This window comes from Kluyvera sp. Awk 3, assembly GCF_028069715.1.
Lineage (GTDB): Bacteria > Pseudomonadota > Gammaproteobacteria > Enterobacterales > Enterobacteriaceae > Kluyvera > Kluyvera georgiana_A.
Genome location: NZ_JANEWH010000005.1, coordinates 1 through 22,078 on the forward strand (window position 1 = coordinate 1; position 22,078 = coordinate 22,078).

Genomic DNA, 22,078 nt, shown 5'->3' on the forward strand with positions numbered 1-22,078 from the left:
ATCACACACTGTTTATCTTTTACTTATCTCGTACAGGAGAAACACATGCAGCAAAATGGTTACATTTTTGATACGGCTGGTGCCATTGCACAGTATTTCAATAAGGCCAGCTTGCCAACGCAGCAGGAAACGCTGGGTCAGATTGTGGTCGAGATACTGCACGATGGTCGTCACCTTAACCGTAAAGCGCTTTGTACGAAGTTACTGAGTCGGCTGGAGAAAACCTCGTGCGAGAAGGAGAAAGGCCACTACAACGCGTTGATCGGTCTGCTTTTTGAGCGCTGAATGGCGTACTCAACCCTCGATCGCGGCTGCGAACGAGGGACAATCGAAAGAGAGAGCGTAGTAATGAAGCGAAGTGACATTGAGAAACTGACTGACGAACTTATTGGGCAGGCAGTGTTGTTATTACTCAAGCGTAAGGCGCCGGTAAACTCGATGGCTCTACTTACCGAACTGCGTTCTCTGCAGGCGATCGAAACCGACGCGAGTCGACGCCGTGTCTATACATCGGTCATTGCTGATATTGAGGCGGTACTGATGGATAAAAACCAGGAAACGAAGCAGCAAATCACGCGTGGACAGATGGAAGTGGTCCAATCGTTATCGGGTAAAAGCGCAAGCTTAAACTCAGGAAAGGGAAAAGTGCACTGAGACCTTACTTTTATTAATGGTGAAAAAAATGAACACAGCAATGACTCAACAACCCGATATTTACAGCGCGTTACGCGATCATTCTCTGTCAGACCATTTTCGTCACTCTGGTGAAGTGCTGGCTGAAGAAGCGGTTGTTTTAGGTTCCATCATTCGCCATATTCTGATGCGGGGAGAATGCATTAATAATAAAAATATCATTTTATCCCTTGTACAGCGTTTGGAGGTTACCGAAGACATTGTTCAGGCCGACGTGATTAGAAATACGCTGGAGATTGTTGTGGGTCATACCATGGATGATATTTGAATATAAGGTTCGATAATCGTTAAATATTAAACGGTTGGTCAATAATTTATTATCGACCTTTCCCTGTTTCGCCTTCACTGGATAACTTCATCATGCGTAGAGACGACTATGTACGGACAAAGCATGCCGATTTTTGGCTTTCGGATAATTATCTCAGGCAGGGGCTCGAGAGCATCTTTACCCAGTTCTCATTGGCGGATGACACAATTCGCTATGTGTTTTTAACCGAGCAGAGATACAGTGAAGTTCGCGAATATAATTATGATCTGCAAACAACGAAAATAGTGTTACTGACCGATAGCTCATTCTTTCAATTTCTGAATAACGGATCTATTTATCAATTTCCAATGCGGTCAAGCATTGAGGAATTGCAGCGGTTTGTTATTTCAATTGCTGATAAAACAGAAGAGCCGCGAATGTATAAATCGTCGGTTTCCTTAAGCCAACGTGAACGGCTGTTAATTGATTTAATTAAGCAAGGCAAACGGATCGCAGATATGAGTGAGCTGATGGATCTGCATATCAAAACGGTTTACCAGGCACGCCAGTCGCTGATGAAAAAAATAGGCTGTAGTGGGGCCGTGGATTTGATGCACAAACTGCACAGTGACATCTTCAAAAATTGGCTGGCGGAGAGTCACCGGTTGCATTGAGTTTGCTGCTTGCAGGCCGATGAATAAAAAAAGCCCGCGTACTGACGCGGGCTTTGTTTCATATCTGCATCGAATTACATACGTTCTACGGTTTCAATACCCAGGGTATCGAGGCCGAGCTTCAGCGTTTTCGCCGTCAGCAGCGCCAGCTTCAGGCGGCTATTACGCACCGCTTCGCTCTCGGCAGAGAGGATTGGGCAGTGCTCATAGAAGCCAGAGAACAGACCGGCCAGATCGTACAGGTAGGCGCACATCACGTGCGGCGTACCGTCGCGAGCAACCACGTTCAGCGTTTCTTCGAACTGCAGCAGGCGTGCGGCCAGTTGGGCTTCACGCTCTTCGGTAATGGTAACCGCGGCGTTAACGATCTCGCTTTCTTCCAGCTCCGCTTTACGGAATACGGACAGCACGCGAGTATAGGCATACTGCATATACGGCGCGGTGTTGCCTTCAAAGGCCAGCATATTGTCCCAGTCGAACACGTAGTCGGTGGTGCGGTTTTTGGAGAGATCCGCATATTTCACCGCGCCGATACCGACGGCGTTAGCCAGTTTTTCCAGCTCGTCAGCCGGCATATCCGGGTTCTTCTCAGCCACCAGGCGACGCGCGCGCTCCAGCGCTTCATCCAGCAGATCTGCCAGCTTCACGGTACCGCCGGCGCGGGTTTTGAACGGCTTGCCGTCTTTACCCAGCATCATGCCGAACATGTGGTGCTCCAGCGGCACGGAATCCGGAACGTAGCCCGCTTTACGCACGATGGTCCACGCCTGCATCAGGTGCTGGTGCTGACGGGAATCGATGTAATACAGTACGCGGTCGGCGTGCAGCGTTTCGTAGCGATATTTCGCACAGGCGATATCGGTGGTGGTGTACAGGTAGCCGCCATCCTTTTTCTGGATGATGACCCCCATCGGCTCGCCTTCTTTGTTCTTGAATTCGTCAAGGAACACCACGGTTGCACCTTCGCTCTCTACCGCCAGACCTTTGGCTTTGAGATCGGCTACGATACCCGGTAGCATCGGGTTGTACAGGCTTTCACCCATCACGTCGTCACGGGTTAGCGTCACGTTCAGGCGATCGTAGGTCAGCTGATTCTGGGACATGGTAATGTCGACCAGCTGACGCCACATTTTACGGAAGTATTCGTCGCCGCCCTGCAGCTTCACCACGTAGCTACGCGCGCGCTCGGCGAAGGCTTCGTCTTCGTCGTAATGTTTTTTCGCATCGCGGTAGAAACCTTCAAGGTCCGCCAGCGCCATTTCGCCGGCGTTGTCCTGCTGCTGCTTTTCCAGCCACGCAATCAGCATACCGAACTGGGTACCCCAGTCGCCGACGTGGTTGGCGCGGATAACCTTATGGCCCATCAGCTCAAGGGTACGTACCGCGGCGTCGCCGATGATGGTGGAGCGCAGGTGGCCCACGTGCATCTCTTTGGCGACGTTTGGCGCGGAGTAGTCGACCACGATGGTCTGCGCTTCCGGCTGCGCGATGCCCAGACGATCGCTTTTCAGCGCCTGAGTGACATGCTCGGCCAGGAAGGCGGGATCGAGGAAGATATTGATAAAGCCCGGCCCGGCGATTTCCACTTTATTGGCGATGCCATCAAGCTGGAGATGAGACAGTACCTGCTCTGCCAGTTGTCGCGGCGCCATGCCCAGCTTCTTAGCAACCGCCATCACGCCGTTAGCCTGATAGTCGCCGAACTGTACTTTTGCTGACTGACGAACCTGTGGTTCGCAATCGGCAGGTGCGCCTGCCGCAATCATGGCCTGACTGACTTTTTCTGAGAGAAGAGCCTGAATATTCACCGGAATACCTTACGTTTTAGACGCCGTCACCATGCTGGTTCAGCGCCGGGTGTGGATAAATTAAGGCGGGAGTATACTGCATTTGCCGGATGCCGTCAGCATTGGCCCAACGCCGCCTGAACAGGGATTAATCGCTTGTCCGCCTCATAGGTTGGTTCAGCGCCAACAACAGGGTAGATTAGCCTTTTCATTGATTAAGAGTAGGGCTGAAATGGCAAACTGGCAGACGATGGCACAGCTACAGGATATTTCTGCGGATCTCCCGCGCTTCACCGAGGCGCTCAGCGCGCTTGCCCGGCGACTGGGGTTGGATATTGCGCCGCTCAACGCTGACCACATTTCGTTACGCTGCCATCAGAATGCCACTGCCGAACGCTGGCGAGCCGGTTTCGAGCAGTGTGGTACGCTGCTGTCGGAAAACATTATCAATGGTCGTCCCATCTGTCTGTTCAAACTTGATGAGCCGGTCTGCGTCGCGCACTGGCAGTTTACGGTCGTTGAACTGCCGTGGCCGGGGGAGAAGCGTTATCCCCATGAAGGTTGGGAGCATATTGAAATCGTCCTGCCGGGCGAACCGGCGCAACTTAACGCCCGCGCGCTGGCGTTGCTGTCCGATGACGGCTTGAGCCAGCCGGGTATTTCGGTGAAAACCAGCTCGCCGAAAGGGGAACGCGAACGCTTGCCCAACCCTACCATGGCGGTGACTGACGGCAAGGTGACGGTAAAATTTCATCCGTGGACGATTGAAGAGATCGTTGCCAGTGAGCAGGCAGTGTAACAATGTGAGCTAACGCGGGGTCTGTCGCACGGAACAGTGGCATGATCGGATGCTGGAGAAAAATGGAGAGAGACATGGCATTGCTGGAGATCTGCTGTTACAGCACGGAATGCGCGGTTATCGCGCAGCAGAACGGGGCCGACCGCATTGAACTGTGCGCCGCGCCGTTGGAAGGTGGTCTGACGCCGTCGTACGGCGTGTTGAGAGCCACGCGCCAACGGGTGACGATACCCATCCATCCCATTATTCGCCCGCGAGGCGGTGATTTTTGTTATACCGACGGTGAGTTTGCCGCCATGCTGGAAGATGTTCGCCAGGTTCGTTCGTTGGGGTATCCCGGCGTTGTGATTGGCGTGCTCAACCCCGAAGGGCAGGTCGATATCCCACGGATGCGACAAATTATGGTAGCCGCGGGGCCGCTGGCGGTGACATTCCACCGGGCGTTTGATATGTGTGCGAATCCGCTGCAAGCTGCTGATGCACTGGCGGAATTAGGTGTCGCCCGCATACTGACTTCGGGGCAACAGCCGTCGGCGGAAAAAGGTATTTCATTAATTCGGGAACTAATCGCCCGTAACGATACTCCAACCATTATGGCGGGTGCAGGAGTAAGAGCGAGCAACCTTACGCTCTTCCTGGAAGCAGGCGTCAAAGAAGTGCACAGTTCAGCGGGGCAATGGCTGCCCTCCGACATGCGTTATCGCAACCCCGGGTTGTCAATGTCAACGGATCCTGAAGCTGATGAGTATTCGCGTTATGCCGTCGACGGCGCGGCAGTGGCCGCAATGAAAGCGATCATCACGCAGCATGAGTAGCTAACGTTTTTTACCGCGCGTCATATCGCCCAATATGATGCTTGCTTGTACCAGGCCCCTGCCCATTAAACAGGGGCCTTTTTTTCTCCGTCATATTTCAACCCGCCACTGCGTTGGCTTTCCTCGCTCGCCCCAGTCACGTACTGATGTACGCTCCAGGGGACTCGCTGCGTCGCCGCCTTGTTGCAGGCTGAAATATTCAGGAGAAAATGTGCCTGGGAACGGAAAATAGGGTTATGGCTTCCGGGCAATCAGGACCGCGCGCAGCGGGGCGGGATAGCCCTCCACCGTTTTGCTCGGGTCGTTCGGGTCAAGGAAGTCAGCCAGCGACTCGGTCACCATCCACTCGGTGCGGCGCTGCTCTTCGGTGGTCGTCACGCTCATATCAGCGATGCGTACGTCGACAAAGCCGCACTTCTCGAGCCAGTTTTTCAGCGCCAGCGCGGACGGAATAAAATAGACGTTGCGCATTTGCGCGTAGCGGTCTCCTGGCACCAGCACCGTATTCTCGTCGCCTTCCACCACCAGCGTTTCCAGTACCAGCTCACCCTCGCTGACCAGCTGATCTTTCAACTGCCAGATATGCTCCAGCGGCGAGCGGCGGTGGTACAACACCCCCATTGAAAAGACGGTATCAAACGCTTTCAGCGCCGGAAGCTGCTCGATACCCAGCGGCAGCAGGTGCGCGCGTTGATCGTTACCCAGCAATTTACGCACCGCTTCAAACTGGCACAGGAACAGCTGGGTCGGGTCGATACCGACTGCCAGATGCGCGCCTGCGCCAATCATACGCCACAGGTGATAACCGCTGCCGCAACCGACGTCGAGAATGGTACGCCCGCTCAGGTCAGACAGATGCGGTAATACGCGCTCCCATTTCCAGTCGGAGCGCCATTCGGTGTCGATGTTAACGCCATACAGTGAAAATGGTCCTTTACGCCACGGCATCAGGTTACGCATCAAGGTATCAATGCGTTTAAGCTGGCCTTCACTCAGCGGCGTTTCGCTTTCCGCGGTGACGCTGTGCAGCAGGTCAAGTTTCCAGGGTTGAATTTCTGGCAGAAATTCAACGGCATTGGCCCATTGCTTAAACAGACCATGCTGATCGCGCTGCCAGGCGCCAATCTGCGCGGGCAGCGTTTCCAGCCAGTGGGAGAGCGGGCTTTTGGCGATTAACTGATAAAAATTGCCGAATTCGATCATGCCGGGGTTCCTGCTTTCAGTGCCACCAGGGAGCCAAAGTTAAAGCACTGGAACCACAGCTCGCTGTGTTCGAAACCGGCCTCGCGCAGACGCGCTTTGTGCACTTCAACGGAGTCGGTCAGCATGACGTTTTCCAGCATGCTGCGCTTCTGGCTGATTTCCAGCTCGCTATAGCCGTTGGCGCGCTTAAAGTCATGGTGCATGTTAAACAGCAATTCGCCGACGGTCGCGTCTTCGAAGCTGAACTTCTCTGACAGCACCAGCGCGCCGCCAGGGTTGAGCCCCTGATAAATTTTGTTCAATAACGCCTGACGTTCAGCGGGTTCGAGGAACTGCACGGTAAAGTTCAGCACCACCATGGAGGCGTTGTGAATTTCAATATCGCGAATGTCACCTTCAATCACCTCGACCGGGGTCGGCGCTTTGTAGGCGTCGATATGGCGGCGGCAGCGTTCAATCATCGCGGGAGAGTTGTCGACGGCGATGATACGGCAGTCGTTATAGGCGATGTTACGGCGTACGGAGAGGGTGGCCGCACCCAGCGAGCATCCCAGATCGTAGACCTGCGTGCCGGGCTGCACAAAGCGCTCGGCCAGCATGCCAATCATCGAGATAATATTCGAGTAGCCCGGTACGGAACGTTGGATCATATCCGGGAAGACTTCGGCTACCCGTTCGTCGAAAGTCCAGTCGCCAAGATGGGCGATCGGGGCAGAAAATAGCGTGTCGCGGTCAGACATAAGGTGAAATCCGGAAAAATAAAAACGGCGTATTGTGCGCTAATGAAGGGAGAAAACCAACTCCCACGGCATATACCAGAGGTTCGCCAGCACCATTAGCAACAGCGAAATGTAGGTTGCGCTCATGCCGGAGCGCCGCCAACGGAAGAGGCGATGATGGAATCCATAATAGTGCATCAGCCGCCCGGCCAGCAGCAACAGGCCGCAAATGTGCACCATCCAGGTCTCAGCGCCGTTCATTTCCATAAACAGCAGCAGTACCACGCCAATGGGGATGTATTCCACCGCGTTGCCGTGAATGCGGATGGCGCTCTGCAGCTCGCTAAAGCCGCCGTCACCGTAGGCAACGCGGTACAGCATACGCAGGCGAACGACATCAAAGGAAAACTTTATCAGCAACAATGCCGCCAGCACGGCATACAACGCGCTAACCATACAAACTCCCTTTCTGTTGGCAGATGGCACTCATTATCATAGGTAGGAACGTCAGAAAAGAGAAGATTGTTGTGGTATTGCCGGCGCCTCGCCGAGGTCGGGAAGGGCGGCGCGCAGCGTATTCCACAAAGCGTCTACCAGCTCGGGCGCCTGGGCGATATCCGGCGTATGCAGGAACAAATAGGGCGTGGCGGTTTGCTGCCATAGCGGCAATTTTTCCAGCCACGGTGTAAACATCGCCAGATTTTGCGCCATATTATCGCTGCCGATAAAGCGCACCATCGGCTGCCCGGCGGTGACCACAGCGTGCACCGGCACTTTCGGCTTTTTACGCTGTGCCTCGATGATAGCTTCATTGTGCGGGATCGCGGCATGCACCGGGCGGCTGTCGAGAATCACGCGATTCACCCCGCGTTCGTGCAGGCCACGATTAAGCTGCCGTTCTTCATCCCCTTTACTGAAAAAGCCAGGATGACGAACTTCCACGCCGTAATGGAAATCTTTCGGCAGGCTGTCGAGGAAAGCCCATAGTGCGGGGAGGTCGCGCGGCCCAAAGGTCGCGGGAAGCTGTAACCAGTACTGGCCAATCCGCCCGGCGAGCGGCGATAGCCGCTGGAAAAATTCCTGCGTGAGATCGTCACACTGGCGCAGCGCTGCCTGATGCGAAATGGTCGCCGGAAACTTAAAGCAGAAACGGAAGTTATCGTCCGTCTGCGCCTGCCAGCGGGCGACGATCTCGGCTTTTGGCAGCGCGTACAGCGTCGTGTTGCCCTCTACGCAATTGAAGAAGCGAGCATACTGTTCAAGGCTGGTAATACCCAGTCGCCCCCATTTCGGGTGCGACCATTGGGGAAGCCCTAGATAAATCATAAGGCGGCCAGGATCTCCTCGGTGCTGCGAACCCGGGCGATGCGCGGGAAAATATGCGTCATGCTGCCCTGATGCTGTTCAGCGGAAGCGGCGCTGCACGCGTCTTCGGCGATGATCAGATTAAAGCCCAGCTCCCAGGCGTTACGTGCGGTCGACTCGACGCCGATGTTGGTCGAAATGCCGCACAGAATAATGGTGTCGATGCCGCGACGACGCAGCTGCATCTCAAGATCGGTGCCGTAGAAGGCGCCCCACTGGCGTTTGGTCACTTCGATATCGCTGTCCTGTTTACCCAGTTCCGCTGGGTAGGTCCACCAGTTGTCCGGCAGCGCTTTTGCCGGGGCCTGCGCGTCAACCGGTTGTTTTAACGCTTCGGCAAAGTCGGCAGACCAGCCCACGCGAACCATCACCACCGGCGCAGAGGCGGCGCGGCATTTTTCGGCTAAACGCGCGGCGCGTGCCACGACGTCGCTCGCGGTATGCGGGCCGCCGGCGAATGGCAGAATACCTTCCTGCAAGTCAATGACGACAAGAGCGGTTTTGTTTGCGACTAAATTCAGCATGGTTTTTCCTCTGTAAGCGGGCTGTTGGGGGCATACCTTACAATCGTCGCCAGGTGATCGAATGGATAATTATTGTTAATTTTTGTGAGCGTAAGCAATAAGCGTTCAGCAAACAGGCGTATAAACCGCACTGGGCTTATCGTCAGCGAGAATTTCCAGTATAATAGCCCCCTTTTTTCATCCAGTAGTGACATTCAGCTAAAGCTGCGACAGTAACGCCTGCAGGGCAGGCGACAATCCGCCGACGGCTAAGTTAAGGGATATCTCATGCGTACAGAATATTGCGGACAGCTTCGACAGTCCCACGTTGGGCAGCAGGTGACTCTGTGTGGTTGGGTCAACCGCCGTCGTGATCTCGGTAGCCTCATTTTTATCGATATGCGCGACCGTGAAGGCATCGTACAGGTGTTCTTCGATCCGGACCGTGCGGATGCGTTGAAGTTAGCCTCTGAACTGCGTAATGAGTTCTGCATTCAGGTAACCGGCACCGTTCGTGCGCGCGACGAAAAGAACATCAACGCGGATATGGCAACCGGCGCTATCGAAGTTCTGGCTTCCGATCTGGTTATCATCAACCGTTCAGAATCACTGCCGCTGGACTCTAACCACGTCAACACCGAAGAAGCGCGTCTGAAGTACCGCTACCTCGATCTGCGTCGTCCGGAAATGGCTCAGCGCCTGAAAACTCGCGCTAAAATCACCAGCTTCGTGCGCCGCTTTATGGACGATCACGGTTTCCTCGATATCGAAACCCCGATGCTGACCAAAGCGACCCCGGAAGGCGCGCGCGATTACCTGGTACCGTCTCGCGTTCACAAAGGTAAATTCTACGCGCTGCCGCAGTCGCCTCAGCTGTTCAAACAGCTGCTGATGATGTCCGGTTTCGACCGCTATTATCAGATTGTAAAATGCTTCCGTGACGAAGATCTGCGTGCTGACCGTCAACCTGAATTTACCCAGATCGACGTGGAAACTTCCTTCATGACAGCCCCGCAGGTGCGTGAAGTGATGGAAGCGATGGTGCGTCAGCTGTGGCTGGAAATTAAAGGCGTGGATCTGGGCGACTTCCCAATCATGACCTTCGCCGAAGCTGAACGCCGTTACGGTTCCGACAAACCGGACCTGCGTAACCCGATGGAGCTGGTGGACGTTGCTGACCTGCTGAAAGACGTGGAATTCGCCGTCTTCTCCGGCCCGGCAAACGATCCGAAAGGCCGCGTAGCTGCGCTGCGCGTACCGGGCGGTGCTGCGCTGACCCGTAAGCTGATCGACGAATACGGCAACTTTGTGAAGATCTACGGTGCGAAAGGCCTGGCATACATCAAAGTCACCGAACGCGCCAAAGGTCTGGAAGGCATCACCAGCCCGGTCGCTAAATTCCTGACCGCCGACATCATTGAAGCTATCCTTGAGCGCACTGGCGCGCAGGACGGCGACATGATCTTCTTCGGCGCGGATAACAAGAAAGTGGTTGCCGACGCGATGGGCGCGCTGCGCCTCAAGCTGGGTAAAGACCTGAATCTGACCGACGAAACGATGTGGGCGCCGCTGTGGGTTATCGACTTCCCGATGTTTGAAGACGACGGTGAAGGCGGCCTGACCGCGATGCACCACCCGTTCACCTCGCCGAAAGACATGACCGCCGAAGAACTGAAAGCGGCACCGGAAGACGCAGTCGCCAACGCCTACGATATGGTGATCAACGGCTACGAAGTGGGCGGCGGTTCTGTGCGTATTCACCGTGGCGACATGCAGCAGACCGTGTTCGGTATTCTCGGCATCAACGAACAAGAGCAGCGCGAGAAGTTTGGCTTCCTGCTGGACGCGCTGAAGTACGGTACGCCGCCGCACGCGGGTCTGGCATTCGGTCTCGACCGTCTGACCATGCTGCTGACCGGCACCGACAACATCCGTGACGTTATCGCTTTCCCGAAAACGACCGCGGCTGCCTGCCTGATGACCGAAGCGCCAAGCTTCCCCAATCCGGCCTCTCTGGGCGAGCTGGGTATCCAGGTTGTGGCAAAAGAGCCGAAAGCGTCGGCGGAGAACGAGTAACATGCTATTCAAGCAGCCCGTCTCTATTCTGGTGGTCATTTATGCCCAGGACAGTAAACGGGTGCTGATGCTGCAGCGACGCGATGACCCCGATTTCTGGCAGTCGGTTACCGGCAGCCTGGAAGCGGGGGAAACCGCGTCGCAGGCCGCCATGCGCGAAGTAAAGGAAGAGGTCACCATTGACGTTGTTTCTGAGCAACTGACCTTGATGGACTGTCAGCGCACGGTGGAGTTTGAAATTTTTCAACATTTACGACATCGCTATGCGCCGGGCGTGGTGCGCAATACGGAATCCTGGTTCTGCCTTGCGCTGCCCCACGAGCGGGAGATTGTGTTCACTGAACACCTGGCCTACCAATGGCTCGATGCGCCCGTTGCGGCGGCGCTGACCAAGTCGTGGAGTAACCGGCAGGCGATTGAAGAATTTGTCATTAACGCTGCCTGATAGGGCAAAGTTTTTTGGAGATATTTTTATGGCAGGTCATAGTAAATGGGCCAACACCAGACATCGTAAAGCGGCGCAGGATGCAAAGCGCGGCAAAATTTTCACCAAGATCATTCGTGAGCTGGTGACGGCGGCCAAACTGGGCGGCGGTGATCCGGATGCTAACCCGCGTCTGCGTGCGGCGGTGGATAAAGCACTGTCCAACAACATGACCCGTGACACCCTGAACCGTGCCATTGCGCGCGGTGTGGGCGGTGATGAAGACTCGAATATGGAGACCATCATCTATGAAGGTTACGGTCCTGGCGGCACGGCGGTGATGATTGAATGTCTGTCCGATAACCGTAACCGTACCGTTGCGGAAGTGCGTCACGCGTTCAGCAAAACCGGCGGCAACCTGGGAACTGACGGTTCGGTTGCTTACCTGTTCAGCAAAAAAGGCGTGATCTCTTTTGAGAAAGGCGACGAAGACGTCATCATGGAAGCGGCGCTGGAAGCCGGTGCTGAAGACGTTGTGACCTTCGATGACGGCGCGATTGACGTTTACACCGCGTGGGAAGAGATGGGCAAAGTGCGCGACGCGCTGGAAGCCGCGGGTCTGAAAGCTGACGCCGCTGAAGTCTCAATGATTCCGTCGACCAAAGCGGACATGGATGCGGAAACCGCGCCGAAGCTGCTGCGTCTTATCGACATGCTGGAAGACTGTGACGATGTTCAGGAAGTCTACCACAACGGTGAAATCTCTGACGAGGTTGCTGCTACCTTAGAATGAGGTGGCTGAACCCTAACATAACAGGAGATGCGTGATGGCTATTATTCTCGGCATTGACCCGGGGTCGCGCATCACCGGTTATGGTGTGATTCGCCAGGTGGGTCGTCAGTTGACCTACCTCGGCAGCGGTTGCATTCGCACCAAAGTTGAGGATCTCCCGTCGCGCCTGAAGTTGATTTACGCGGGCGTGACGGAGATTATCACCCAGTTCCAGCCGGACTATTTCGCGATAGAACAGGTCTTTATGGCGAAAAACGCCGACTCGGCGCTTAAGCTGGGGCAGGCGCGCGGGGTGGCGATTGTCGCCGCCACTAACCAGGAACTGCCGGTCTTTGAGTACGCCGCCCGTCAGGTCAAACAGACCGTGGTGGGTATCGGTAGCGCGGAAAAAAGCCAGGTTCAGCATATGGTGCGCACGTTGCTCAAACTGCCCGCCAACCCACAGGCCGATGCCGCGGATGCGCTGGCTATCGCCATTACCCACTGCCACGTCAGCCAGAACGCCATGCAGGTGAGTGACGCCAGGTTGAATTTAGCGCGTGGGCGGTTGCGATAATCACAAATGAGGCTGGATAAACATCCAGCCTTTTTTTATGATAGTACATTACATTTCAGCCCTTAACGCAGGAGCGTCACGTGATAGGCAGACTCAGAGGCATCATTCTCGAAAAACAACCCCCGTTGGTCCTTCTGGAAACCGGCGGCGTCGGCTATGAAGTGCATATGCCCATGACCTGTTTTTACGAGCTGCCGGAAGCCGGGCAGGAAGCGATTGTCTTTACCCACTTCGTGGTGCGTGAAGACGCGCAGTTGCTGTACGGTTTCAACAACAAACAGGAACGTACCCTGTTTAAAGAGCTGATTAAAACCAACGGCGTCGGCCCGAAGCTGGCGTTGGCTATTCTCTCCGGCATGTCGGCGCAGCAGTTTGTCAACGCGGTGGAACGCGAAGAGCTGGGCGCACTGGTCAAGCTGCCGGGGATTGGCAAGAAAACCGCCGAGCGTCTTATCGTCGAGATGAAAGACCGCTTCAAAGGCCTGCACGGCGACCTCTTTACGCCAGCCGCCGATTTGGTACTGACCTCACCGGCTGGCCCGGAGAGCGACGACGCCGAGCAGGAAGCGGTTGCCGCGCTGGTGGCGCTGGGCTATAAACCTCAGGAAGCCAGCCGGATGGTGAGCAAAATTGCCCGTCCGGACGCCAGCAGCGAAACATTGATCCGCGAAGCGCTCCGCGCAGCGCTATGAGGTAAAGGATGATTGAAGCAGACCGCCTGATCTCAGCAGGTAGTACGATAGCGGAAGAGGTGGCCGATCGCGCCATCCGCCCGAAATTACTGGAAGAGTACATCGGCCAGCCGCAGGTGCGCTCGCAGATGGAAATCTTTATTCAGGCGGCGAAACTGCGCGGCGACGCGCTGGACCATCTGCTCATCTTCGGTCCGCCGGGTTTAGGGAAAACCACGCTGGCGAATATCGTGGCCAATGAAATGGGCGTTAACCTTCGCACCACCTCAGGCCCCGTGCTGGAGAAAGCGGGCGACCTGGCGGCCATGCTCACCAACCTTGAACCTCATGATGTGCTGTTTATCGATGAGATCCACCGCCTGTCTCCGGTCGTCGAGGAGGTGCTGTACCCGGCGATGGAAGACTATCAGTTGGACATTATGATTGGCGAAGGCCCGGCTGCCCGGTCGATTAAAATCGATCTGCCGCCCTTTACCCTGATTGGTGCCACCACCCGCGCGGGTTCGCTGACCTCGCCTCTGCGCGATCGCTTCGGTATCGTACAGCGTCTGGAATTTTATCAAGTACCTGATCTCCAGCACATCGTGGGCCGCAGCGCCCGCTATATGGGGCTGGAGATGAGCGATGAAGGCGCGCTGGAAGTGGCGCGTCGCGCACGCGGTACGCCGCGTATTGCCAACCGCCTGCTCAGGCGTGTGCGCGATTATGCGGAAGTGAAGCACGACGGCACCATTTCCGCAGAGATTGCTGCGCAGGCGCTGGATATGCTGAACGTTGACGCGGAAGGCTTTGACTATATGGACCGCAAGCTGCTGCTGGCGGTGATTGATAAGTTCTTTGGCGGGCCGGTCGGGTTGGATAACCTGGCGGCGGCAATTGGCGAAGAGCGAGAAACCATTGAGGACGTGCTGGAGCCCTATCTGATTCAGCAAGGGTTCTTGCAGCGCACGCCACGTGGCCGTATGGCAACCTCGCGCGCGTGGACGCACTTCGGCATCCAGCCGCCCGAGATGCCTTAGTGTCTGATGGCGCTTCGCTTATCAGGCCTACGGAATTGTGTAGGCCCGGTATGCGAAGCGACGCCGGAAAAATCAGGCAGCGGCTTTCTTTGTCATACTCAGAATAAACAGCAGCGCCGCGCACAGCACCACGGAAGGGCCGGCTGGCGTATCGTAAAACGCCGAGAAGGTTAGCCCACCGGTTACCGCAATCATCCCAACACCCACCGCAATCCCCGCCATCTGCTCTGGCGTACGGGCGAAGCGACGTGCCGTCGCGGCCGGAATAATCAGCAGCGAGGTGATAATCAGCGCCCCGACAAACTTCATCGCCACGCCGATGGTCAGCGCTGTCACCAGCATCAGCAGCAGCTTAACCCGCTGTAGCTTCACGCCGTCGACAAACGCCAGATCCGGGCTGATGGTCATCGACAGCAGATTACGCCACTGCCAGAACAGAATTGCCAGCACCACAATCACGCCGAGCGCGATCGAGACAAGATCCTGCGGGGTGACCGCCAGCAGGTCGCCAAACAGGTAGGCCATCAGGTCGACGCGGATGTTCGACATCAAGCTTACCACCACCAGACCGAGCGACAGCGCGCTATGCGCCATAATGCCGAGCAGGGTATCCACCGCCAGGTGAGGGCGCTTTTCCAGCCACACCAGCCCCGCCGCCAGCAGCAGCGTCACGGCGATGACCGCATAAAACGGATTCACGTCGAGCAGTAAACCAAAAGCGACACCCAGCAGGGAAGCATGCGCCAGAGTATCGCCAAAATAGGACATACGACGCCAGACCACAAATGAGCCTAACGGGCCGGCAGCACACGCCAGCATCATTCCGGCAAGCCAACCGGGAAGTAAAATTTCAATCATGACTGCCCATTTCCCCGACGTAAAACAATACGGCCCTGTAAATCGTGGCGGTGGTTATGTTGATGACGATAAATTCCGAGCTGCTCGGCGCCGCGCGGCCCAAACATTGAGATAAATTCCGGGTGCATTGAGACCACATCCGGCGTGCCGGAACAGCAAATATGATGGTTGAGGCACAGCACTTCGTCGGTTTTCGCCATAACCAGATGCAGGTCGTGCGACACCATCAGCACCGCGCAGTCCAGCTCCTGGCGCAGTTGGTTGATCAGATCGTACAGCGCCACCTGACCATTAACGTCAACGCCTTGAGTCGGCTCATCCAGCACCAGCAATTGCGGTTTGTTCAGCAGCGCACGAGCCAGCAGTACGCGCTGGGTTTCGCCACCGGAAAGCTTCTGCATTGGCGCATCCTGCAGGTGTCCTGCCTGCACGCGTTTGAGCGCCGGGAGAATATCTTCTTTACGTGTAGCAGGGTGCAGACGCAAAAAACGCTTGACGGTCAGCGGCAATGTCGCATCAAGGTAAACCTTCTGTGGTACATAGCCGATACGCAGCTGTTTTTCGCGTACCACGACGCCTTCGCTGGGCGCAACAAGCCCGAGCACTACGCGTACCAGCGTAGATTTACCCGCGCCGTTAGGGCCAAGCAGCGTCAGAATGCGGCCTGGCTTGAGATTCAGTGAGATGTCGGAGAGCACCCGGCGCTGGCCGAAGCTGACGGAGACATTTTCCAGCGATACAAGATTCGTCATAGCAATTAGGGGTTGCACAAGAGAGTGAATGTTATAATATCACACTTCTTTCATTCATTTCGATTATTAGACGCATTATGTTACAGAAAAATACGCTTCTTTTCGCAGCTTTATCCATGGCCCTTTGGGGTAGCGCCGCACAGCGTGCCGATGCCGCCGTTGTTGCCTCACTGAAACCGTTAGGATTCATCGCTTCAGCGATTGCCGATGGCGTCACTGAGACCCAGGTTTTACTGCCTGACGGTGCGTCTGAGCATGACTATTCACTGCGCCCATCTGATGCAAAACGCTTACAGAACGCGGACTTAGTGGTCTGGATTGGTCCGGAGATGGAAGCCTTCATGGACAAGTCAACGCAAAGCATTTCCACCGCAAAAAAAGTGACGATCTCGCAGCTGGACGGCGTGAAACCGTTGCTCATGAAAGGGGCTGACGACGACGGTGACGAAGGTGCGGAAGAGGGCGATCATGACCACGCTCACGGCGAAAAAGGTGACGCACATCACCATCATGGCGAATACAACATGCATCTGTGGCTATCCCCAGAGATAGCGCGGCTTTCGGCGGTTGCAATCCATGACAAATTAGTGGAACTTATGCCCCAGAGTCGAGCCCGGCTTGACGCCAACCTGAAAGATTTTGAAGCCAATCTGGCTGCAACCGACAAGCAGGTGGCGAATGAGCTGGCGCCGGTGAAAGGAAAGGGGTATTTCGTTTTTCATGATGCCTATGGTTACTACGAAAAACACTACGGTTTGACGCCGCTTGGGCACTTCACCGTCAACCCTGAGATTCAACCCGGTGCGCAGCGTTTACATCAAATAAGAACACAGTTGGTTGAGCAAAAAGCAACCTGCGTTTTTGCTGAGCCACAATTCAGGCCCGCTGTCGTTGAATCTGTCGCGCGGGGTACCAACGTTCGCATGGGAACGCTGGACCCACTTGGCACGAATATACAGTTGAGCAAAGAAAGCTATCCGGCGTTTCTGACTCAACTGGCGACCCAGTATGCGAGCTGCCTGAAAGGAGATAAGTAAGGAAGTGAATACGTGCAGCAGATAGCCCGCTCTGTCGCTCTGGCATTTAACAATTTGCCTCGGCCCCACCGCGTTATGCTGGGGTCACTCACCGTTCTCACGTTGGCCGTCGCCGTATGGCGGCCATACGTTTACCATCCAACCTCTTCATCACCCGTTACCCGGACGATTGAGCTGGAGAAAAAAGAAATTCGTTCTCTGTTGCCGGAGGCCAGTGAACCGATTGACCAGGCCGCGCAGGAAGATGAAGCCATCCCGCAGGACGAACTGGACGACAAAGTCGATAACGAAACGGGCGTGCATGAATATGTGGTATCCACGGGCGATACCCTGAGCAGCATCCTGAATCAGTACGGTATTGATATGGGAAATATCAGCCAGCTTGCCGCTTCTGATAAAGACCTGAAAAACATGAAGGTGGGCCAGCAGCTCTCCTGGACATTGAACGATGATGGCGATCTCCAGCGTTTAACCTGGGAAATGTCGCGTCGTGAAACCCGTACCTACGATCGCGTTGCAAACGGTTTCAAAATGAGCAGCGAGATGCAGCAGGGCGACTGGGTTAACAGCCTGATTAAAGGTACCGTTGGCGGCAGCTTTGTCTCCAGCGCAACCAGCGCCGGGTTAACCAGCGCGGAAGTCAGCGCGGTAATTAAAGCGATGCAATGGCAGATGGACTTCCGTAAGCTGAAAAAAGGCGATGAGTTCTCGGTGCTGATGTCGCGCGAAATGCTCGACGGCAAGCGTGAGCAGAGCCAACTGCTTGGCGTACGTTTACGTTCTGATGGTAAAGATTACTACGCGATCCGCGCGGAAGACGGTAAGTTCTACGACCGTAACGGCACCGGGCTGGCGAAGGGCTTTCTGCGCTTCCCAACCTCGCGTCAGTTCCGCGTATCGTCTAACTTTAATCCACGTCGCCTGAATCCGGTGACCGGGCGTGTCGCGCCGCACCGTGGCGTTGATTTCGCGATGCCGCAAGGGACGCCGGTTCTTGCGGTGGGCGACGGTGAAGTTGTTGTCGCCAAGCGTAGCGGCGCTGCCGGGTATTACGTTGCACTGCGTCATGGCCGTACCTACACCACGCGCTATATGCACCTGCGTAAGCTGTTGGTGAAACCGGGTCAGAAGGTGAAACGTGGCGATCGTATTGCGTTGTCGGGCAATACAGGGCGTTCAACCGGCCCGCACCTGCACTATGAAGTGTGGATCAACCAGCAGGCGGTGAACCCGCTGACGGCGAAACTGCCGCGTACCGAAGGGTTGACCGGTTCTGACCGCGCCGATTATCTGGCGCAGGTGAAACAGGTTCTGCCGCAGCTGCGTTTTGACTAGTTTCGTCTAAGAAGTAAACGTTCAGAGCCGACGCCCACAGGGTGTCGGCTTTTTCTTTTGTGCGAAGCTCCTCACCTCGCTAAACTATCTGATTATCCACACCGACCTGATGATGCGACCCTGGAACAGGCATGGAAACGAAAAAAAATAACAGTGAATACATTCCCGAGTTTGAGAAATCTTTCCGTCACCCGCAGTACTGGGGGGCATGGTTAGGCGTGCTGGCATTTGCAGGGATTGCCTACGTTCCCGCAAAATTCCGCGACCCTATCCTGGGAAAACTGGGTCGTCTGGCGGGGCGATTTGGCCGCAGCGCTCGGCGTCGCGCGCAAATCAATCTTCTGTACTGCTTCCCGGAAAAAAGCGAAGACCAGCGCGAAGCGATTATCGATGAGATGTTCGCTACCGCGCCGCAGGCGATGGTAATGATGGCCGAGCTGGCGTTGAAGGGGCCGGAAAAAATTCTGCCGCGTCTCGACTGGCAGGGGCAAGAGATTATTGACGAAATGCGCCGCAACGGTGAAAACGTTATCTTCCTGGTCCCGCACGGTTGGGGGGTGGATATCCCGGCGATGGTGATGGCTTCGCAGGGCCAGAAAATGGCTGCGATGTTCCACAACCAGGGCAACAAGGTGTTCGACTATGTGTGGAATACCGTGCGTCGTCGCTTTGGCGGCCGCCTGCATGCGCGTAATGATGGCATTAAACCTTTTATTCAATCAGTGCGTCAGGGGTATTGGGGCTACTATCTGCCCGATCAGGATCACGGCCCGGAGCACAGCGAGTTTGTCGATTTCTTTGCAACCTACAAAGCCACGCTGCCGGCGATAGGGCGACTGATGAAAGTGTGCCGTGCGCGCGTGGTGCCGTTGTTCCCGGTTTATAACGGTGAAACGCATCGTTTGACGATTCTGGTGCGCCCACCGATGGACGACCTGCTGGAAGCGGATGACAACACCATAGCCCGCCGCATGAATGAAGAAGTGGAGATCTTTGTGGGTCCGCACGCCGAGCAGTATACGTGGATTCTGAAGTTGCTGAAGACGCGCAAGCCTGGTGAGATCGAGCCGTATCAGCGAAAAGAACTCTACCCAAAGAAAAAGAAATAGCTTAAACCCTGGGCGAGCAAAGCGACGTCGGGATGACTCCAGACCGTTCACGCCCTGCTTTGAGTGCAAAAAAAACCGGACATCGTCCGGTTTTTTACATCAATAACGTGAGTGTTACTCGACGGTCAGAATGCGCGTGGTGTTGGTTGAACCCACGGTGCTCATTACGTCACCCTGGGTGACAATCACCAGGTCACCGGACATCAGGTAGCCTTTATCACGCAGCAGGTTCACCGCATCGTGGGCTGCCGCAACGCCGTCGCAGGCGCTGTCGAAGAACACCGGCGTGACGCCACGGTACAGTGCGGTCAGGTTCAGCGTACGTTCATGGCGAGACATGGCGAAAATCGGCAGACCGGAGGTAATGCGTGAGGTCATCAGCGCGGTACGGCCGGATTCGGTCATGGTGATGATCGCGGTAATGCCTTTCAGGTGGTTGGCCGCGTACATCGCCGACATGGCGATCGCTTCTTCGACGTTGTCGAACTGTACATCAAGACGGTGTTTAGACACGTTGATGCTTGGGATCTTTTCTGCGCCCAGGCACACGCGCGCCATGGCCGCAACGGTTTCGGATGGATACTGGCCAGCCGCGGTTTCCGCAGACAGCATCACCGCATCGGTACCATCCAGTACGGCGTTCGCCACGTCCATGACTTCCGCACGGGTCGGCATCGGGTTGGTGATCATCGATTCCATCATCTGGGTTGCGGTAATGACCGCACGGTTCAGCTGACGCGCGCGACGAATCAGCGCTTTCTGAATACCGACCAGCTCCGGGTCGCCAATTTCGACACCGAGGTCGCCGCGGGCAACCATCACCACGTCGGAGGCGAGAATGATGTCGTCCATCGCATCCTGGCTGCAGACGGCTTCCGCACGTTCAACTTTGGAGACGATTTTCGCATCGCAACCGGCTTCGCGGGCCAGACGGCGAGCGTAGTTCAGATCTTCGCCACAGCGCGGGAAGGAGACGGCCAGATAGTCGACGCCGATTTTGGCGGCGGTCAGAATGTCGGCCTTGTCTTTTTCGGTCAGCGCTTCAGCGGACAGGCCGCCGCCTAATTTGTTGATGCCTTTATTGTTGGACAGTGGTCCGCCGACGGTCACTTCGGTGAACACCTTCATGCCCTGAACTTCCAGCACTTTTAACTGCACGCGGCCATCATCCAGCAGCAGGATGTCGCCCGGTACGACGTCTGCAGGCAGACCTTTATAGTCAATGCCTACTTTCTCTTTGTCGCCTTCACCTTTACCCAGGTTGGCGTCCAGCAGGAATTTGTCGCCAATATTCAGGAAAACTTTGCCTTCTTTGAAGGTCGATACGCGGATTTTTGGTCCTTGCAGATCGCCAAGGATAGCTACATGGCGCCCCAGTTTTGCTGCAATTTCGCGTACTTTGTCGGCACGTAACTGATGATCTTCTGGCGTACCGTGAGAGAAATTCATACGTACGACGTTAGCGCCGGCGGAAATTACCTTCTCGAGGTTATTATCGCGGTCAGTTGCTGGGCCTAACGTGGTGACGATCTTGGTTCTGCGAAGCCTTCTGGACATGTAATACTCCGTTGACTAATACAACTCAGGTGTTGCGTGAACAGGAATTCGGCAATATGCCAATAACGGGTTACCGAATGCTTAAATAGGTTACACTTTTTTTATCGCTTTTAGTGATTATCGCTGTGTGTCGATAGCTCTTTATCAAAGCGCGATTCCTTCAACGCTTCTTTGACTCGCTTCAAGTTATCCCTGAATTTCGCCCCGCGGCGCAAGGTAAAGCCGGTGGCCAGGACATCGATCACGGTCAACTGCGCCAAACGTGACACCATCGGCATGTAGATATCGGTATCTTCAGGGACGTCCAGCGTGATGGCGAGCGTGGCCTCGCGGGCCAGCGGCGTACCGGCGGAGGTGATGGCGATGACCATCGCGTCATTTTCCCTCGCCACCTGGGCGACCTCGACCAGGCTTTTCGTTCGCCCGGTATGGGAAATCAGCACCACAACGTCGTCGTCGCTGCAATTCATACAGCTCATTCGTTGCAAAACGATGTCATCGGAATAGATGACAGGGACGTTAAAGCGAAAAAATTTGTTCATGGCGTCGTGCGCCACGGCGGCAGAAGACCCCAGACCAAAGAAGGCGATTTTTTTTGCCTGGGTCAGCAGATCCACCGCGCGATTCACCGCCGACATATCGAGCGATTGCCGCACGTGAGCAAGGCTCGCCATCGCCGATTCGAATATTTTGGCCGTATAGGCTTCAACGCTGTCATCTTCGTCCACATTACGATTAACATACGGTGTACCGTTAGCCAGACTTTGGGCAAGATGCAGTTTAAAATCAGGAAAGCCTCGGGTTTCCAGACTGCGGCAGAAGCGGTTAACGGTCGGTTCACTGACCTCAGCTTCAAGGGCGAGTGCGGCAATGCTTGAATGAATTGCCTGTTCAGGGGCCGCCAGAATCACTTCTGCGACTTTTCGCTCGGATTTGCTAAGGTTTTCCAGTTGGGACTGGATTCTTTCCAGCATGTTCATCGTGACAAGGCGCTCATAGATTGAAACGATTCCATTAATGGGTGAAATCTGCAGGCGTTTTAGCAAGAATATACGCTTGAAGCGG

The 22,078-nt window shown here is 55.4% G+C and carries 25 protein-coding genes; 15 read left to right on the top strand and 10 right to left on the bottom strand.

Features of this window, described 5'->3' with window-relative positions; genetic code table 11:
• Window positions 1-45 precede the first annotated feature (45 nt).
• From ycgZ to NNN71_RS02190, 4 genes are all read left to right on the top strand, one after another.
• On the top strand, window positions 46-285 hold the full coding sequence (gene ycgZ, locus NNN71_RS02175; RefSeq protein ID WP_163447961.1) for a regulatory protein YcgZ: 240 nt from the start codon (window positions 46-48) through the stop codon (window positions 283-285).
• A gap of 63 nt (window positions 286-348) precedes the next feature.
• A complete protein-coding gene (locus NNN71_RS02180) occupies window positions 349-654 on the top strand; it encodes a hypothetical protein (RefSeq protein WP_163447962.1) in 306 nt (101 codons plus the stop codon).
• 28 nt (window positions 655-682) lie between these two features.
• Window positions 683-961, top strand: coding sequence for a biofilm development regulator YmgB/AriR family protein (locus tag NNN71_RS02185; RefSeq protein ID WP_442910498.1), 279 nt, complete (start codon window positions 683-685; stop codon window positions 959-961).
• 92 nt (window positions 962-1,053) lie between these two features.
• Window positions 1,054-1,614, top strand: coding sequence for a LuxR C-terminal-related transcriptional regulator (locus NNN71_RS02190; RefSeq protein ID WP_163447963.1), 561 nt, complete (start codon window positions 1,054-1,056; stop codon window positions 1,612-1,614).
• Between the two features lie 74 nt (window positions 1,615-1,688).
• On the opposite strand, the gene argS is transcribed toward NNN71_RS02190, so the two are convergent.
• Window positions 1,689-3,422 (bottom strand): arginine--tRNA ligase, encoded by a 1,734-nt coding sequence (gene argS, locus NNN71_RS02195; protein WP_163447964.1) that lies wholly within the window; start codon window positions 3,420-3,422, stop codon window positions 1,689-1,691.
• A 211-nt stretch (window positions 3,423-3,633) separates the two neighbouring features.
• On the opposite strand from argS, the gene NNN71_RS02200 reads away from it, so the two are divergent.
• Together NNN71_RS02200 and cutC are read left to right on the top strand one after the other, a co-directional pair.
• Window positions 3,634-4,200 (top strand): VOC family protein, encoded by a 567-nt coding sequence (locus NNN71_RS02200; protein ID WP_167575563.1) that lies wholly within the window; start codon window positions 3,634-3,636, stop codon window positions 4,198-4,200.
• A 74-nt stretch (window positions 4,201-4,274) separates the two neighbouring features.
• A complete protein-coding gene (gene cutC, locus NNN71_RS02205) occupies window positions 4,275-5,015 on the top strand; it encodes a copper homeostasis protein CutC (protein WP_163447966.1) in 741 nt (246 codons plus the stop codon).
• A gap of 234 nt (window positions 5,016-5,249) precedes the next feature.
• On the opposite strand, the gene cmoB is transcribed toward cutC, so the two are convergent.
• The 5 genes from cmoB to NNN71_RS02230 are packed head-to-tail and all read right to left on the bottom strand — an operon-like array spanning window position 5,250 to window position 8,826.
• A complete protein-coding gene (gene cmoB / locus NNN71_RS02210) occupies window positions 5,250-6,218 on the bottom strand; it encodes a tRNA 5-methoxyuridine(34)/uridine 5-oxyacetic acid(34) synthase CmoB (RefSeq protein WP_065358126.1) in 969 nt (322 codons plus the stop codon).
• Window positions 6,215-6,958, bottom strand: a complete 744-nt coding sequence (cmoA, locus tag NNN71_RS02215; protein WP_167575565.1) for a carboxy-S-adenosyl-L-methionine synthase CmoA — start codon at window positions 6,956-6,958, stop codon at window positions 6,215-6,217. Before cmoA ends, cmoB begins: the two co-directional genes overlap by 4 nt.
• Before the next feature lie 39 nt (window positions 6,959-6,997).
• Window positions 6,998-7,393, bottom strand: a complete 396-nt coding sequence (locus NNN71_RS02220; protein WP_064544680.1) for an MAPEG family protein — start codon at window positions 7,391-7,393, stop codon at window positions 6,998-7,000.
• Window positions 7,394-7,444: 51 nt separating this feature from the next.
• Window positions 7,445-8,263: a DUF72 domain-containing protein gene (locus NNN71_RS02225; protein WP_163447969.1), complete on the bottom strand. Its 819-nt coding sequence runs from the start codon at window positions 8,261-8,263 to the stop codon at window positions 7,445-7,447.
• Window positions 8,260-8,826: a hydrolase gene (locus tag NNN71_RS02230; RefSeq protein WP_271457756.1), complete on the bottom strand. Its 567-nt coding sequence runs from the start codon at window positions 8,824-8,826 to the stop codon at window positions 8,260-8,262. Before NNN71_RS02230 ends, NNN71_RS02225 begins: the two co-directional genes overlap by 4 nt.
• Before the next feature lie 267 nt (window positions 8,827-9,093).
• Between NNN71_RS02230 and aspS the strand changes: the two genes are divergently transcribed.
• From aspS to ruvB, 6 genes are all read left to right on the top strand, one after another.
• A complete protein-coding gene (aspS, locus tag NNN71_RS02235; RefSeq protein WP_223802825.1) occupies window positions 9,094-10,881 on the top strand; it encodes an aspartate--tRNA ligase in 1,788 nt (595 codons plus the stop codon).
• Between the two features lies 1 nt (window position 10,882).
• The gene (gene nudB, locus NNN71_RS02240) at window positions 10,883-11,326 is read left to right on the top strand and encodes a dihydroneopterin triphosphate diphosphatase (protein WP_163447972.1); all 444 of its coding nucleotides are present in this window, start codon (window positions 10,883-10,885) and stop codon (window positions 11,324-11,326) included.
• Window positions 11,327-11,354: 28 nt separating this feature from the next.
• Window positions 11,355-12,098, top strand: coding sequence for a YebC/PmpR family DNA-binding transcriptional regulator (locus tag NNN71_RS02245; protein ID WP_064544690.1), 744 nt, complete (start codon window positions 11,355-11,357; stop codon window positions 12,096-12,098).
• A 34-nt stretch (window positions 12,099-12,132) separates the two neighbouring features.
• Window positions 12,133-12,654 carry a crossover junction endodeoxyribonuclease RuvC gene (gene ruvC / locus NNN71_RS02250; RefSeq protein WP_064544692.1) on the top strand — a complete coding sequence of 174 codons (522 nt, stop codon included), beginning with the start codon at window positions 12,133-12,135 and terminating at the stop codon, window positions 12,652-12,654.
• An 80-nt stretch (window positions 12,655-12,734) separates the two neighbouring features.
• A complete protein-coding gene (gene ruvA / locus NNN71_RS02255; RefSeq protein WP_064544698.1) occupies window positions 12,735-13,346 on the top strand; it encodes a Holliday junction branch migration protein RuvA in 612 nt (203 codons plus the stop codon).
• Window positions 13,347-13,354: 8 nt separating this feature from the next.
• Entirely contained in the window at window positions 13,355-14,365 is a 1,011-nt protein-coding gene (gene ruvB, locus NNN71_RS02260; protein WP_163447974.1) for a Holliday junction branch migration DNA helicase RuvB, read from the top strand.
• Between the two features lie 72 nt (window positions 14,366-14,437).
• Here ruvB and znuB read toward each other — a convergent pair whose 3' ends face one another.
• Together znuB and znuC are read right to left on the bottom strand one after the other, a co-directional pair.
• The gene (gene znuB / locus NNN71_RS02265; RefSeq protein ID WP_271457757.1) at window positions 14,438-15,223 is read right to left on the bottom strand and encodes a zinc ABC transporter permease subunit ZnuB; all 786 of its coding nucleotides are present in this window, start codon (window positions 15,221-15,223) and stop codon (window positions 14,438-14,440) included.
• Window positions 15,220-15,975: a zinc ABC transporter ATP-binding protein ZnuC gene (gene znuC / locus NNN71_RS02270; protein WP_064544705.1), complete on the bottom strand. Its 756-nt coding sequence runs from the start codon at window positions 15,973-15,975 to the stop codon at window positions 15,220-15,222. The genes znuB and znuC overlap by 4 nt, the downstream gene beginning before the upstream one ends.
• 77 nt (window positions 15,976-16,052) lie before the next feature.
• Here znuC and znuA point away from each other — a divergent pair, with 77 nt between their 5' ends.
• The 3 genes from znuA to lpxM all read left to right on the top strand — a co-directional run bounded on the left by znuA (window position 16,053) and on the right by lpxM (window position 19,456).
• Window positions 16,053-17,012: a zinc ABC transporter substrate-binding protein ZnuA gene (znuA, locus tag NNN71_RS02275; RefSeq protein WP_167575569.1), complete on the top strand. Its 960-nt coding sequence runs from the start codon at window positions 16,053-16,055 to the stop codon at window positions 17,010-17,012.
• Between the two features lie 12 nt (window positions 17,013-17,024).
• Window positions 17,025-18,347, top strand: a complete 1,323-nt coding sequence (gene mepM / locus NNN71_RS02280; RefSeq protein WP_271457758.1) for a murein DD-endopeptidase MepM — start codon at window positions 17,025-17,027, stop codon at window positions 18,345-18,347.
• A 131-nt stretch (window positions 18,348-18,478) separates the two neighbouring features.
• Window positions 18,479-19,456 (top strand): lauroyl-Kdo(2)-lipid IV(A) myristoyltransferase, encoded by a 978-nt coding sequence (gene lpxM / locus NNN71_RS02285; RefSeq protein WP_271457759.1) that lies wholly within the window; start codon window positions 18,479-18,481, stop codon window positions 19,454-19,456.
• Window positions 19,457-19,570: 114 nt separating this feature from the next.
• Here the strand turns inward: lpxM and pyk are convergent, their stop codons facing one another.
• A complete protein-coding gene (gene pyk, locus NNN71_RS02290) occupies window positions 19,571-21,013 on the bottom strand; it encodes a pyruvate kinase (RefSeq protein WP_064544712.1) in 1,443 nt (480 codons plus the stop codon).
• Window positions 21,014-21,123: 110 nt separating this feature from the next.
• On the bottom strand, window positions 21,124-21,993 hold the full coding sequence (locus NNN71_RS02295; RefSeq protein ID WP_064544714.1) for a MurR/RpiR family transcriptional regulator: 870 nt from the start codon (window positions 21,991-21,993) through the stop codon (window positions 21,124-21,126).
• Window positions 21,994-22,078 lie beyond the last annotated feature (85 nt).